Raw genomic sequence first — 11824 nt, forward strand, 5'->3', positions numbered from 1 at the left:
TCAGAGAAAGCGCTTGGGCTTACTCGATGATCCCCATGATGTCGCTTTCTTTCATCATCAGCAGCTCTTCGCCGTTGACCTGAACCTCGGTGCCCGACCATTTGCCGAACAGGATCTTGTCACCAGCTTTTACAGCCATCGCGATCAGTTCGCCGCTGTCCTTGCGCGCGCCTTCGCCGGTTGCGACGACTTCGCCTTCGCTGGGCTTTTCTTTTGCGCTATCGGGAATAATCAGACCACCAGCGGTTTTCTCTTCGCTTTCTACGCGACGAACCAGCACACGGTCGTGAAGCGGTTTCAATGCCATCTTTGCAGCTCCTTGGGCTCAAAGTTTGTTTATCCTCCCCTCGCCGACTGGCGAGGCGTTAGCACTCGGGTCTCATGAGTGATAACGACGCATAGCTAGGGAGTAACCCAAAGTGAGTCAACAAGCTGCATGAATATTTTTTGCAACTTAAAGAATCCAGAGTAATTGGTTTACTCAAAACCCCGGCAGACTATTCTGGTCGCACCCTAGATTGAGGCGGAAACTTTGATGTCTAGGTGCCAGTTCCTTGCCGCCGCGAATGTGCTTTCACTTGCTCTGATCATCTGTTTCGCCGCTACGGCGCAAGCCCAAACCCTTATCCAAACCACCCGATTATGGGAGCACCGCTTGGACGCGCGAATTGGCGTCCTTCTGTATGAAACTGACGCTGCTTGGGAAGTCTCTCATCGGGCCGATGAGCTGTTCCCGATGTCCAGTACATTCAAGCTACTCTTGTGCGGTGCGATTTTGGCAGGTGTGGATTCTGGTGCAGTAGACCTGTCAGAAAATGTGGCAATTCAGCCATCAGACCTTGTGGAATACTCACCTGTTACGAGCGAACACGTTGAGACGGGAATGACAATTGGTGCGTTATGTCAGGCAACCATGACAATCAGCGACAACGCAGCGGCCAACCTCTTGTTAATACAACTGGACGGGCCAGCCGGGCTGACCGAGTTCCTCCGGGCAACGGGCGACGGCACTACACGCCTGGATCGTTGGGAGACTGCCCTGAACGAAGCCACCCCTGGCGACCCGCGTGACACAACGACACCGCGGGCAATACTGGAGACAATAGAACGGCTGTTATTCGACGAGGTGCTTTCACCCGCCTCAGCCGCGCAGCTTGGGCAATGGATGATTGATGATCAGGTGGCCGACGGGCTTATCCGCGCTCACCTGCCGAAAAGTTGGATAATCGGGGACAAAACCGGAGCAGGAGGTTTCGGCAGCCGCGCGATCATCGCCTTTCTGCAGACACCTGAACCACGAACATATATGGCAGCCATCTATCTGACTGATAGCGATGCGCCATTTCCCGAACGCAACGCGGTGCTCTCGGACATTGGCCAAGCGATGATCGCCGAGATTAGCGCGCGGATTGACTGATCACCTTCGGCACGCAGCAAGTCGGCTATTCCGCTTCTTCCCAGCTATAAGCCCAATGTTTCAGCCCTTCGACCCCCGAAGCAGATAGCGCATATACGCCTTTCTCCACCTTCTCGAACCAGCCGTAGTGGTTTTCATACATCAGGCGCGTGGCTGTTTGGACCCCCGTCGCCTTTGCCACCGTTGCCCCTTTGACCGCGCCATGTTCAGCCAGATGTGCCGCGCATTTGAGCGCATCTTGCCGATAGGCCGTTACGATCCCGTGCCGCGTGGCTCCGCCTGCATTCGGATCGCCCTGCAGCCTTTCAAACTCGCGCAGCAACCGTTTGGCTTTCACCTTGTCTTTGCGAGGCGCGTATGGGCCCGGATCGCACTGAACCTCGACCGTTCCATCCGGTCGCACTGTGATCAGACCCAGCCCCAAACGGCGGCACAGCGCCAGATTGTCCTTCAAAGCCCGCCGCGCCATTCGCCCTTTGGGCTTACAGACCCCGATGTAGACTTGATCGGTCACTTTCAGGCGCGTGATGGCCTGATGAAACAGCGCAAGGCTAAAGCGTAGTTTGAGTTCGACAATCACCAAGTCTTCGCCATCGCGTACGGCCATGATATCGGCAGCGCCAACCTCTCCTTTCACGGTATACCCCTGTCGTTCCAACAACGCTTTGATTGGGGGATAGAGATCTTGCTCGAGCTTCATAAGGCCATGCTATGCGGTTTCGCGCAGATTGCCAGCCGCTGCTTGATAACAAACCACGTTGCAGGCCGTAAGAAGGCAGGGGTATGAATTGGGCATCGTCGCAAGCTGCGGAAGGAATCCAATGCGTCTGCTCAGCATCTGTCTTTGCCTATTATTTCCAATCACCGCGCAAGCAGCCTGTGAGGGGCGAGATCTGAGGCTTGATTTGTCGACAGACGCTCAGGCCGAGCTGGACGAGACGCTTCGCGCTATTCCATTTCCGGAAGGCAATCACTGGATCGCCACGAAGGACAACACTGTGCTGCATTTGATCGGCACTCTGCACACCAACGATGCGCGAATGGGTCCAGTGGTTGATAGATTGGCGCCAATCCTGAGCCAGGTCGACGCGTTCTACTTTGAAGTTACAAAGACAGAAATGGAGGCTTTCGAGAAAGATCTGGCCGAGGACCTAAGCCCGGTATTGATCACCTCGGGGCCTACCTTGATTGATCTGATGTCAGAAGAAGATTGGGCCGCGTTGTCGGAAACGCTGGCTGATCGCGGGATTCCCACTTGGATGGCTGCGAAGATGCGCCCCTGGTTCCTGAGCATGATGCTTGGCATTCCGCCCTGCTTGATGAACACCCCAGATTTCGATCGGGGCATGGATACGCGCTTGACCGAATTGGCCGATGAACATCAAATTCCTCAGTATTCGCTCGAACGTATCGAGGACCTGATTGTCATGTTCGACAGTCATTCGTTGGAAGATCAGGTTGCCTCGCTGACCCGGATGTCAGGCGCACTCGCGGCGGGTGACGATCAAATGATCACCATGGCGAATGCGTATATCGAGGAACAGCACGCTGCAATCATGGAATTGGCCAAGATACAGGGGCTTGAAGCATCAGGACTGACACCCGAGGAGTTTAACGCCCAATGGCAGAGTTTTGAGGATCAGCTTCTGGTACAGCGCAACGCAAATTGGATGGAAATAATTTTGAGCCTGAAGGATCAGACCGCAGTCATCGCTGTTGGGGCCGGACATCTAAGCAATGACTACGGCTTGCTAAACCAGTTGCAACAGTCGGGATACACCTTGGAGCGCGCTGAATTCTAGGAAATCAGACCAAGGGTCGCAGCACCTTTCCTTCCGGGTGACATCCGGGATTGACCACCCTATAAGGCGCGCAAATCCACATTCCTCAGGACACGCGACATGACAACGCTAGTTTTTGGCCATAAATCTCCCGACACCGATTCCACCGGCTCTCCGATCCTGTGGTCCTGGTATCTGAACGAAGTGAAGGGTGAGCAGGCCCAGCCTGCATTGCTGGGTGAACCCAACACCGAAGCGGCGTTCATGCTGGAACGCTGGGACCTGCCCAAGCCGCAGATCATCGAAGACGTGGTTGAAGATGCACCCGTTATCATCGTCGACACCAACAATCCGGCTGAGTTGCCGGCCAGCATCAACAGCGCTGATATCCGCGCGATTATCGACCACCACAAGCTGGTTGGTGGACTTGAAACCAAAGGCCCGATCGATATCACCGTGCGCCCACTGGCCTGCACGGCAACCATCATGGTCGACCTAATGGGTGACGATGCCGCCAAGATGCCTGACGCCATGAAAGGTGCAGCGCTGACCTGCATCCTGTCGGACACGCTGGAGTTCCGCTCACCCACCACCACCGCCCATGATCGTGCCGTGGCCGAGAAATTGGCGGCTGAGCTTGGTCTGGATGTCTCGGCCTACGCCGCCGACATGTTTGCAGCGAAATCGGATGTCTCGTCTTTCTCGGACGCCGAACTGATCCGCATGGACAGCAAGGAATACGAAGTCGACGGCACCAAGTTCCGGGTCTCGGTTCTGGAAACTACAGCACCCGGCGTCGTGCTGGATCGCAAGGACAGCATCGTAAGCGCGATGACCGACGTGGCCAAGGAAGACGGCGTTGATCAGGTGTTGCTGTTCGTGGTCGACATTCTGAACGAAGAGGCGACCCTGCTGGTTCCGAACGATCTGGTCAAAGGCGTCGCCGAGAAAAGCTTTGGCGCTACCGTAGACGGCGACGCGGTTGTCCTGCCAGGCATCATGAGCCGGAAAAAGCAGATCATTCCAAACCTCAAGGTCTGAGTTTAGATCATCAAAGGCGCTCGAACCGGGCGCCTTACTTTTTGCGAGGCTCTGCCTCGCGCTCCGGGATATTTGTGGCCAGATGAACAAGGGAATCCTATTCCCTTCAGCGCGCCCAAAGCGGGACCTCTGGCAAATCTGGCCGGGCTCTGCCATAGGCTTGGTATCTTGCATTCCCTGTTCCACGAGGCGCGCCATGACCCAAATCGTTTCTTCACTTGCGGAAATCTCTGACAGGTACAAAGCGCTGTTCGTTGATTTGTGGGGGTGCGTTCACAACGGGATCACCGCCTACCCCGAGGCCGTGGCTGCCCTGCAAGCTTATCGGCAAAAAGGCGGCACTGTGGTTCTGGTGACAAACTCTCCCAAGCCCCGAGCCGGTGTTGCATTGCAGCTAACGCAATTCAATGTACCTGCGGACGCCTATGACACCATCGCGACCAGTGGCGATTCGGCACGTTCTGCGATGTATCGCGGGACGGTTGGTGAAAAAGTCTACTTCATGGGCGAATGGCAACGTGACGCGGGATTTTTTGAACCTCTGAAGCTGTTGGATCATCCTATCCATATCGAGCGCGTGGCGCTGGACGAAGCTGAAGGCATTGTGTGCTGCGGCCCGTTCGACCCGATGGCAGACCCGGATGTAAACCGGCCCGACTTTCTGTATGCCAAGCAGAAAGGATTGAAACTGCTTTGCGCCAACCCCGATATCGTCGTGGACCGAGGCGAAACACGCGAGTGGTGTGCAGGAGCTTTAGCCCGGCTTTACAGTGAGATGGGAGGTGAAAGCCTGTATTTCGGCAAACCGCACCCGCCGATCTATGATCTGGCACGACGAAGGCTACAAGCAATCGGAGTCGACGCCTCGGATTCCGAGATACTGGCGATTGGTGACGGGCCGCAGACAGACATCGCGGGGGGCATGGGTGAAGGCATTGACACCTTGTTCATCACGGGGGGACTGGCCGCTGCTGAAACCAAAACCGCACATCACCCGGATGAGGATGCATTGCGGGTACATAACGAAAAAGAACAGATTAACCCAACCTTCTCGATTGGCCGCTTGAGATAGCAAAAAAGACTTGATTTTCTGCAACTGCGAAGTAATAAAGTTGCCGATGAGCGACAAATGATGGTCTTTTGTTGCTCTTTCGATCTCGGATGAGGGCAGCATGTTGGACAACCTTCCACGCGGAACGATTTGTATCGAAGACATCGAAATGGGCATGTCACGGCATCTGCGCAAAGTGGTGACAGATGAAGACATCGAGATGTTTGCCCAGGTGTCGACAGACCGTAACCCAGTTCATCTGGATGATGATTATGCCCGAGATACGATTTTCGAAGGGCGCATAGCGCATGGCATGCTGACCGCTGGCCTGATCTCTGCCGTGATCGGGGAGCAGCTGCCCGGACATGGGACCGTATACATGGGACAGTCGCTCAAGTTCCTGGCCCCGGTGCGTCCGGGTGACATGGTTTATGCCGAGGTCAAGGTGATCGATATCGATTTCTCCAAACGTCGGGTCAAGTTGGATTGTCACTGCGCAGTCGACGGTAAGAAAGTGCTGGTGGGCGAGGCCATGGTGCTGGCACCAAGCCGCAAGTTCGACTGATCACGCAGCTTAGCCGATCTGCGGCTTGAACCTGACGGTCAGTCCCGCTAGGCAATTCTCATGCAGATCATTCGTGACTTCCAGTTTGTCGAGCCAGAAGATCGTGGTGCCAGCGTTGCCATTGGAAACTTTGACGGCGTTCATTTAGGGCATCAATCCGTCATTGCACTTGCGCGCAATGCTGAATTGAATGCACCGCTGGGAGTCATGACCTTCGAGCCGCATCCACGAGAGTATTTTGCCCCAGAGGCTCCGCCCTTTCGTCTGATGCGCGGCAATGCGCGCGCGCACCGGCTGGAAAAGCTCGGCGTGCAGAAGCTTTATGAACTTCCCTTCAATTCGGCGCTGGCGGGAATGACCCCTGAAGCTTTCGCCAGAAACGTCATATGTGATGGTCTGGGGCTGTCTCATGTTGTCGTGGGCGCTGACTTTTGTTTCGGCAAAGGACGCAGCGGCAACCCTCAGGACCTGGTTCGCTTCGGCGAAGAGATGGGGTTCGGTGTAACCATCGCGCCCCTGTTGGAGCGAACCGAGAATGTGGTCTCATCCACTGCGATCCGTACGGCTCTGTCAGAGGGACGTCCGCGTGATGCGGCAACAATGCTGGGTCACTGGCATCGGATCGAGGGCGAGGTCGTTGGAGGCGAGCAACGTGGACGCGACTTGGGATACCCAACGGCCAATATGTCGATCGAAGGGCTGCACCCTCCGAGATTCGGTGTTTATGCAGTTCTGGTCGACGTCCTGGATGGCCCACATCAGGGCAGCTATCACGGGGCGGCATCGGTCGGGACCCGGCCAATGTTCCAAGGTGAGGTTCCCAACATCGAAACATTCCTGTTCGATTTCTCAGGCGATCTTTACGGCGCGACGCTGTCCGTTGGTCTGGTCGACTTTCTGCGGCCCGAAATGACATTCGACGGCCTTGACGGGTTGATCTCGCAGATGGATGCCGATTGCGCGCGCGCCCGAGAGATACTGGCCAGTACATGACCACGGATCCAATCGATCGAGCTGGCCTCGCGCCTCGGTTCTGGGAACGCAAGCCACTACGCAAGATGAACCAGCGTGAGTGGGAGGCCCTGTGCGATGGCTGCGGCAAATGCTGCCTGAACAAACTGGAAGACGAAGATACCGGCGAGGTCGCCCTGACATGTGTTGCCTGCCGTCTTTTGGATGACGAAACCTGCCGGTGCACGCAATATGACATCCGGCACCAGTTCGTACCCGAATGCATCGTCATGACACCCGATAACATCGACAGTCATGCCTATTGGTTACCCCAGACCTGCGCCTACCGACTGCTGTGGGAAGGCAAACCACTTTACGACTGGCATCCTTTGGTATCAGGTACGCCAGACAGCGTTCATACCGCCGAAGTTTCCGTGCAGGGGCGAACCGTATCTGAATTCGAAACACCCATGGAAGAATGGGAAGACTACATCATCGAGGAGCCGAGCTGATGCATTTTGCCTCTGACAATTCCGGGCCTGTTCATCCCGAAGTTCTGACTGCGTTGGCCGAGACCAATCAGGACTATCAGATGGCTTACGGCGCGGACACTCTGATGAATGAAGTGCGAGACCAGATCCGAGGTATTTTCGAAGCTCCGGGTGCCGCGGTTTATCTGGTCGCTACGGGAACGGCGGCGAATTCACTGGCTTTGGCGACGCTGAGCAAGCCGTGGGAAACCGTATTCTGTTCAACCGTCGCTCATATTCATGAGGATGAGTGCAACGCGCCCGAATTCTACACCGGCGCAAAGTTAACACTGGTACCGGGTGGCGACAAAATGACCCCCGAAGCGTTGACCAAGTCCATTGAGGGGGAAGAAACCCGCGGCGTTCATGGTCCTCAACGCGGGCCTGTCTCTATCACTCAGGTGACCGAGCGCGGCTCGGTTTATTCGCTGGCCGAACTACAAGCCCTATGTGGTGTTGCCAAATCTTTTGGATTGCCAGTGCATTTGGATGGCGCTCGTTTCACCAACGCTCTGGTTGCCCTAAATTGCTCACCCGCTGAGATGACATGGAAAGCCGGTGTTGATGCGGTCAGTTTTGGCGGCACCAAAAACGGGCTGATGGGTGTCGAGGCCGTGATCTTCTTCGACGAAAGCAAAGCATGGGAATTCGAGCTGCGACGTAAGCGCGGTGCGCACCTGTTTTCCAAGCACCGTTACCTGTCGGCCCAAATGGCCGCCTACCTAAAGGATGACCTGTGGTTGAAATCTGCCCGCAAGGCCAATGCCAACTGCGCGCGTCTGGCGGACGGGTTGCGTGCACTCGGCACAGAGTTCCTGCATGAACCCCAAGCCAACATGGTATTCGCCAGCTTCCCCCGCGGCCAGCACAAGCGCCTGCACGAGGCAGGCGCTGTCTATCACCTGTGGGGCGACACGCTGGCGGGTGAAGACGAAAGCGAGATGCTGGCCTGCCGCCTGGTTTGCGACTGGTCCATCGGAACCGAACAGATCGACCAGTTTCTAAGCCTTCTTTAGTCGGGCGCGTCTGCCCGGCTATTTCATCTCAGCGAGATGACGGTCCAGGTCGTCAAGACGGTCTTGACCCCAGAACCTTTGACCGTCAGGTGTGATATAAAACGGCGCGCCGAATACACCACGATCCACGGCCTCTTCAAGATTGGCGGCATAGGTTTCTGCACCTACCAGAAGACCGCTATCGGCAAGGTTTGGATTAAACCCGGCCTGCTCTAGGCAATCGCGGATAACGCCATCGTCGGCGATGTCCTTTTCTTCTGCCCAGCACGCTCGCAGGAAAGAATGGCACAGCTTTCCGACATCCCCTGATCCATCCTGAATGGCCGCAATTACGGCATATGAGGACGGCGCCATATTCGTAGGCCAGTGCGCGGGTTGCAGGTTCAGCGGCATGCTCAGATTACGCGCTTGGCGAACCAGTTCCTGCGCGCGGTATTCGATACGTGAGATATGTCGATCTTTTGGAGGCACTCCCCCGGTTCGGCCGAACAGAGCAATGATATCCAGCGGTTTATAGTTGATCATCGCAACATGCTTGGCTGCAATCTCTTCAAGTCGCATCCCCGCTAGGTAGGAATAGGGCGAGAGTGTCGCAAAAAAGTAGTCAATCTGGGCCATGTTCACTTTCTCCGCTGCGTTATCTTTGCGGGACGGTAGACCCATGCTAAGCGGTGTCAACATCACGAATCTGTCACATTGCCACTGCTGCCCGGGGAAAATCAGCCGATGCCGACACTTCACGAACCCAAGCTTATCGCTGGGAACGCCAATCTTCCGCTTGCCGAAACCATTGCCCGCCGCATGAGCCTACATCGCGGCGTTGACCAGGGGCTGGTCGATGCGCGGGTCGAACGGTTCAACGACGGCGAGATTTTCGTTGAGGTATTCGAGAACGTGCGTGGCGAGGATATGTTTATTATCCAACCGACCTCGAACCCGGCTAATGACAACCTGATGGAGTTGCTGATCATTGCCGATGCCCTGCGCCGTTCGTCCGCGGCCCGCATCACTGCTGTGATCCCCTATTTCGGCTATGCCCGACAGGACCGCCGCACTAAAGCGCGCACACCAATAAGTGCCAAGCTGGTGGCTAACATGCTGACTGGCGCAGGTATCGAGCGTATCCTTACGATGGATCTGCACGCCGCCCAGATTCAGGGCTTTTTCGACATGCCGGTGGACAACCTCTATGCCTCACCGATTTTTGCCCTGGATGTGAAGAAGCAATTCAAAGATCAGATGGACGATCTGATGGTGGTCTCACCCGACGTCGGCGGTGTTGCGCGCGCGCGCGAATTGGCCAAACGTATCAACGCTCCGTTGTCGATCGTTGACAAGCGCCGCGAAAAAGCCGGTGAAATTGCTGAGATGACAGTGATCGGCGACGTCAAAGACAAGATCTGCCTGATCGTGGACGACATCTGCGATACAGCTGGTACACTATGTAAAGCTGCCCAGGTGCTGATAGATAATGGCGCCAAAGAGGTGCATTCCTATATCACGCATGGCGTCATGAGCGGACCTGCAGTTGAACGTGTAACCAATTCGGTCATGAAATCTTTGGTGCTTTCGGACACAATCCAACCAACAGCCGAGATCGAAAAGGCCGCAAATATCCGCATCGTACCTACGGCTCCGATCTTCACACAGGCAATCCTGAATATCTGGAACGGCACCAGTGTGTCATCCCTGTTCGAGGACAAGACGCTGACCCCGATTTACGAGTCGCTCTATCACATGGACTAATTAGCAAAGCTACTGACCACAGCTTCTGCCATTTGAGATCATGACGGCCTGCTACTCGGCGACCGTCATGATTTCATCCAACTGCTTTTTCATCTTTGCTACTTTCGGCACCTTCGCCTCTTCACTCGGATGACCAACCGCAACGATCATGATCGGTTTTTCGTGATCAGGGCGATCCAATAGTTTATTCAGGAATTTCATAGGGTTGGGTGTATGGGTCAGGGAGACCAACCCAGCGTGATGTAATGCCGTCAGCAGAAAGCCAGTCGCAATACCTGTACTCTCAGGCACATAGTAATTCTTGAACCGTACCCCATCGTCGAAATGGCCCCATCTCTGAGCGAATATCACAATTAACCACGGCGCATCTTCAAGATGCGGCTTCTGGTCATTTGTCCCAATCGGTTCCAGCGCTTTCAGCCATTCATCCCCTGCACCGCCGTCATAGAACTTGCGTTCCTCTTCTTCCGCTTCCTCACGAATTCGGCGCTTCATCTCGGGATTTGAAATTGCGACGAAGTGCCAAGGCTGATGATTTGCCCCTGATGGGGCGGTTCCTGCGGCGCGAATACACTCTTCAATGACTGCGCGTGACACAGAGCGGTCCGAATAGTCCCGTACGGTATGGCGACGCTTCATCTTGTCATAAAATGCCAACGCCTCACTCAACATCTCGTCATCCGACATGTCCATACGATCAGGCAGATTCAAAGCTTTGTATTCAATGTGCTCGCGTGCAAACACCGGCAAGGTCCTCCGTATCCATCGCGCGTCGCAGGCGCTTTTTCCGTTATGGTACGGCTGTCAAAAAGGTGCAATCGCCTCTTACGTGCAATACGGACTCAGGAGATATTCCAATCATCTTCGTGCGCTACCTCGCCGATCGCTGTCCAGGATACCCGAATTCTGGCAATGCGCGTATCAGACCAAGTCCGAAACACAGCATTAAATCCCTCGGGGGTGATATCTTCTGCCTGCACCTCAGCTCGCAGCGCAGATGACGTATCCACATCCCAAAGCGCCACACCGATCTGCACAAATGGCACTGATCGAAACGCCTCTTTGAACCGAATGGCGGTTCGGCGTTCGCGCGCGCCTTGCCCGATCCACATATCTCCACCGTCGGCGAAATCGGAAAACAAAACGGATTCGCCCTGATCAATACCGATGGGATGGGTCAGAAATTTCTTCATCGTGTCATCTTTTCTTTCAATTCCGGCACCTTACCCTGCACCTTTGACGAAATCACGACAAAAAAACGGCCCCGCAAAGCAGGGCCGTTTCGAATCGGTTGAGATGAACCTTTATAGGCTCATATGCGTTCCAAGGGCTTCCATATCAGCCAGCAACTTAGCTGCATCGTCGACAATGGATTGATCGTCACCCGCTTTCGCGGCCTCATGCGAGGCACGGGCTTCCGCGATCAGGTCATCCATATGCGACCGGGTCACTTCCGCGACCGGAATGGCTTTTTCTGCCAGAACAGAAAGGCCATCGCCATTGATCTGAGCAAACCCGCCGGTGACCAGGTATTCGCTGGCTCCTGCAGGTGCCTCGACCTTCAGGATGCCCGGGCGCAGCGTGGTAATTGTAGGGGCATGATCGGGCATTGCCGTCATGTCCCCGTCCGCGCCGGGAATCTGGACCGCGGTGGCCTCAAGCGAAGCGAGGCTCCGCTCGGGGCTGACGAGGTCGAATTGCATCGTGTTTGCCATCAGGGATACTC

Annotated in this window: 15 protein-coding genes; 9 read left to right on the forward strand and 6 right to left on the reverse strand. The window is 55.4% G+C overall.

Features of this window, described 5'->3' with window-relative positions; translation table 11 throughout:
- Positions 1-19 precede the first annotated feature (19 nt).
- Complete coding sequence (gene groES / locus ACR0DU_RS15270) at positions 20-307, reverse strand: co-chaperone GroES (protein WP_010441779.1); 288 nt, start codon at positions 305-307, stop codon at positions 20-22.
- 228 nt (positions 308-535) lie between these two features.
- Between groES and bla the strand changes: the two genes are divergently transcribed.
- Complete coding sequence (bla, locus tag ACR0DU_RS15275; protein ID WP_480875697.1) at positions 536-1417, forward strand: class A beta-lactamase; 882 nt, start codon at positions 536-538, stop codon at positions 1415-1417.
- A 25-nt stretch (positions 1418-1442) separates the two neighbouring features.
- Here the strand turns inward: bla and ACR0DU_RS15280 are convergent, their stop codons facing one another.
- Positions 1443-2117 carry a DUF2161 domain-containing phosphodiesterase gene (locus ACR0DU_RS15280; RefSeq protein ID WP_480875700.1) on the reverse strand — a complete coding sequence of 225 codons (675 nt, stop codon included), beginning with the start codon at positions 2115-2117 and terminating at the stop codon, positions 1443-1445.
- A gap of 205 nt (positions 2118-2322) precedes the next feature.
- On the opposite strand from ACR0DU_RS15280, the gene ACR0DU_RS15285 reads away from it, so the two are divergent.
- The 7 genes from ACR0DU_RS15285 (at position 2323) to ACR0DU_RS15315 (ending at position 8352) form a co-directional block, all read left to right on the forward strand.
- Positions 2323-3219 (forward strand): TraB/GumN family protein, encoded by an 897-nt coding sequence (locus tag ACR0DU_RS15285; RefSeq protein ID WP_480875701.1) that lies wholly within the window; start codon positions 2323-2325, stop codon positions 3217-3219.
- Positions 3220-3318: 99 nt separating this feature from the next.
- Positions 3319-4239: a manganese-dependent inorganic pyrophosphatase gene (locus tag ACR0DU_RS15290; RefSeq protein WP_480875702.1), complete on the forward strand. Its 921-nt coding sequence runs from the start codon at positions 3319-3321 to the stop codon at positions 4237-4239.
- Positions 4240-4435: 196 nt separating this feature from the next.
- On the forward strand, positions 4436-5311 hold the full coding sequence (locus ACR0DU_RS15295) for a TIGR01459 family HAD-type hydrolase (protein WP_480875704.1): 876 nt from the start codon (positions 4436-4438) through the stop codon (positions 5309-5311).
- 100 nt (positions 5312-5411) lie between these two features.
- Positions 5412-5855, forward strand: a complete 444-nt coding sequence (locus ACR0DU_RS15300; RefSeq protein ID WP_010441772.1) for a MaoC family dehydratase — start codon at positions 5412-5414, stop codon at positions 5853-5855.
- Between the two features lie 60 nt (positions 5856-5915).
- Positions 5916-6848: a bifunctional riboflavin kinase/FAD synthetase gene (locus tag ACR0DU_RS15305; protein ID WP_480875706.1), complete on the forward strand. Its 933-nt coding sequence runs from the start codon at positions 5916-5918 to the stop codon at positions 6846-6848.
- Complete coding sequence (locus tag ACR0DU_RS15310) at positions 6845-7318, forward strand: YcgN family cysteine cluster protein (protein WP_480606255.1); 474 nt, start codon at positions 6845-6847, stop codon at positions 7316-7318. The genes ACR0DU_RS15305 and ACR0DU_RS15310 overlap by 4 nt, the downstream gene beginning before the upstream one ends.
- On the forward strand, positions 7318-8352 hold the full coding sequence (locus tag ACR0DU_RS15315; RefSeq protein WP_480875708.1) for a threonine aldolase family protein: 1035 nt from the start codon (positions 7318-7320) through the stop codon (positions 8350-8352). Before ACR0DU_RS15310 ends, ACR0DU_RS15315 begins: the two co-directional genes overlap by 1 nt.
- A gap of 18 nt (positions 8353-8370) precedes the next feature.
- On the opposite strand, the gene ACR0DU_RS15320 is transcribed toward ACR0DU_RS15315, so the two are convergent.
- A complete protein-coding gene (locus tag ACR0DU_RS15320; RefSeq protein WP_480875710.1) occupies positions 8371-8970 on the reverse strand; it encodes a DsbA family protein in 600 nt (199 codons plus the stop codon).
- A gap of 108 nt (positions 8971-9078) precedes the next feature.
- Between ACR0DU_RS15320 and ACR0DU_RS15325 the strand changes: the two genes are divergently transcribed.
- Entirely contained in the window at positions 9079-10098 is a 1020-nt protein-coding gene (locus ACR0DU_RS15325) for a ribose-phosphate pyrophosphokinase (protein ID WP_010441767.1), read from the forward strand.
- A 51-nt stretch (positions 10099-10149) separates the two neighbouring features.
- Here ACR0DU_RS15325 and ACR0DU_RS15330 read toward each other — a convergent pair whose 3' ends face one another.
- The 3 genes from ACR0DU_RS15330 to ACR0DU_RS15340 form a co-directional block, all read right to left on the reverse strand.
- Complete coding sequence (locus tag ACR0DU_RS15330) at positions 10150-10842, reverse strand: nitroreductase family protein (RefSeq protein ID WP_480875712.1); 693 nt, start codon at positions 10840-10842, stop codon at positions 10150-10152.
- Between the two features lie 98 nt (positions 10843-10940).
- On the reverse strand, positions 10941-11291 hold the full coding sequence (locus tag ACR0DU_RS15335) for an H-type lectin domain-containing protein (RefSeq protein ID WP_480716772.1): 351 nt from the start codon (positions 11289-11291) through the stop codon (positions 10941-10943).
- Positions 11292-11402: 111 nt separating this feature from the next.
- Positions 11403-11813, reverse strand: coding sequence for a F0F1 ATP synthase subunit epsilon (locus tag ACR0DU_RS15340; protein ID WP_010441764.1), 411 nt, complete (start codon positions 11811-11813; stop codon positions 11403-11405).
- Positions 11814-11824: the final 11 nt, after the last annotated feature.

The organism is Ruegeria sp. G2 (assembly GCF_056533505.1).

What these genes read in the sequence shown, in the direction of transcription:
- groES (WP_010441779.1), bottom strand. Translation starts at nt 307, where the DNA reads ATGGCATTGAAACCGCTTCACGACCGTGTGCTGGTTCGTCGCGTAGAA.
- bla (WP_480875697.1), top strand. Translation starts at nt 536, where the DNA reads ATGTCTAGGTGCCAGTTCCTTGCCGCCGCGAATGTGCTTTCACTTGCT.
- ACR0DU_RS15280 (WP_480875700.1), bottom strand. Translation starts at nt 2,117, where the DNA reads ATGAAGCTCGAGCAAGATCTCTATCCCCCAATCAAAGCGTTGTTGGAA.
- ACR0DU_RS15290 (WP_480875702.1), top strand. Translation starts at nt 3,319, where the DNA reads ATGACAACGCTAGTTTTTGGCCATAAATCTCCCGACACCGATTCCACC.
- ACR0DU_RS15295 (WP_480875704.1), top strand. Translation starts at nt 4,436, where the DNA reads ATGACCCAAATCGTTTCTTCACTTGCGGAAATCTCTGACAGGTACAAA.
- ACR0DU_RS15300 (WP_010441772.1), top strand. Translation starts at nt 5,412, where the DNA reads ATGTTGGACAACCTTCCACGCGGAACGATTTGTATCGAAGACATCGAA.
- ACR0DU_RS15305 (WP_480875706.1), top strand. Translation starts at nt 5,916, where the DNA reads ATGCAGATCATTCGTGACTTCCAGTTTGTCGAGCCAGAAGATCGTGGT.
- ACR0DU_RS15310 (WP_480606255.1), top strand. Translation starts at nt 6,845, where the DNA reads ATGACCACGGATCCAATCGATCGAGCTGGCCTCGCGCCTCGGTTCTGG.
- ACR0DU_RS15315 (WP_480875708.1), top strand. Translation starts at nt 7,318, where the DNA reads ATGCATTTTGCCTCTGACAATTCCGGGCCTGTTCATCCCGAAGTTCTG.
- ACR0DU_RS15320 (WP_480875710.1), bottom strand. Translation starts at nt 8,970, where the DNA reads ATGGCCCAGATTGACTACTTTTTTGCGACACTCTCGCCCTATTCCTAC.
- ACR0DU_RS15325 (WP_010441767.1), top strand. Translation starts at nt 9,079, where the DNA reads ATGCCGACACTTCACGAACCCAAGCTTATCGCTGGGAACGCCAATCTT.
- ACR0DU_RS15335 (WP_480716772.1), bottom strand. Translation starts at nt 11,291, where the DNA reads ATGAAGAAATTTCTGACCCATCCCATCGGTATTGATCAGGGCGAATCC.
- ACR0DU_RS15340 (WP_010441764.1), bottom strand. Translation starts at nt 11,813, where the DNA reads ATGGCAAACACGATGCAATTCGACCTCGTCAGCCCCGAGCGGAGCCTC.